The following is a 1,114-nucleotide window of genomic DNA, read 5'->3' as shown; positions in this document are numbered from 1 at the left end:
ACAATATTGAGGAAGAAAATCGTAAAAATTGATAAATAAAATCGTTCCATTTTAGTTTGTTTTAATTGTTGCCAACGTGTTTGTGTATGATTAGTTGCGTGGTTCAGCAACTAATTTAGCAAACTTTTACGAACCCGTGAAAATTCCGCAGGAATTTTCGCAAGTAGGCTAGAACAAAGCAATTAATTATACACGGTGTTGTGCATAGTTTTTATTTCGTTTTGATATAATAAATCTCTTTTAATTGTCCATTATATAAGCCTAAATGCCCAGTTTTTCCAGCTTTATAAAGTCCGATTATTTCAACTTTTCTTCCATTCATTTTTTTCCACACACTATCTAATTCGGTTGCTGGTTTAAATGATTTAATCCAAATTTTTTCTGATTCCACATAAATCCCCTTGTTTTCCAAATCGAGATGTAATTCGCCTATGATTTTTAGAGTGTCATTGTCAAATTCAGTTCGATTTTCACTTAATTCGCTAATATTGGTCAGACTTACTTTTTGCAATATTTCTGCGTTTCCGAATTCTGTTTTCTGCGTGTTGCAAGAAACTATAAGACCAATAAAAATTAAAATTAGATGTTTCTTCATAAGTTTTGTCAACTTATGCACGCTGTTGTGCATAGTTCTTTATTCACTCGCGACTCCGATAAATATTAAATATTCAATTTCGGTATCATAGATTTCGATTAATTCTTCTTTAGTCAGGTCAACTTTTTCCTCATTTAGTGCATATTCCACCATTTGGTTAATATCCAATTCTGAGTTCGGTTCAGATTCACTTTCAGGATTTGGATTGTCGGAAGTCAGTCCAGTTTTCTCCATATAATTCATTTCCGCAAGTAGAGCGTCACGAATCAAATTCAAGTCAGATTTTTTCTTATTCAGCTTTAATGCAATGAAACAAGTCGCCTCGTCCAAATCATAGATTTCTTTTCCAGCATTATTTTCATCCACAGTACAGATTGGTTCGTTTTTACAACCGAAAAATGAGAGTAAAGTCAAGATTAATATTTTTTTCACGTTTCTTAGGTTAAATGTCTAGTCCTGAAATATGGCTACAGGTTAAAATTGATTTACGCTGTTAATTTATATACCATATTTGGTGTT

2 protein-coding genes are annotated in these 1,114 nt (G+C 32.2%); both read right to left on the bottom strand.

Annotation, left to right across the window (positions count from 1 at the left end):
• Window positions 1-211: 211 nt before the first annotated feature.
• A complete protein-coding gene (locus HM983_RS15755) occupies window positions 212-595 on the bottom strand; it encodes a hypothetical protein (RefSeq protein WP_179346703.1) in 384 nt (127 codons plus the stop codon).
• A 39-nt stretch (window positions 596-634) separates the two neighbouring features.
• Complete coding sequence (locus HM983_RS15750) at window positions 635-1,027, bottom strand: hypothetical protein (protein WP_179346702.1); 393 nt, start codon at window positions 1,025-1,027, stop codon at window positions 635-637.
• Between the last annotated feature and the right edge of the window lie 87 nt (window positions 1,028-1,114).

This window comes from Winogradskyella ursingii (assembly GCF_013403975.1).
Classification (GTDB): Bacteria; Bacteroidota; Bacteroidia; order Flavobacteriales; family Flavobacteriaceae; genus Winogradskyella; species Winogradskyella ursingii.
This window is presented reverse-complemented; position numbering and strand designations above follow the sequence as displayed.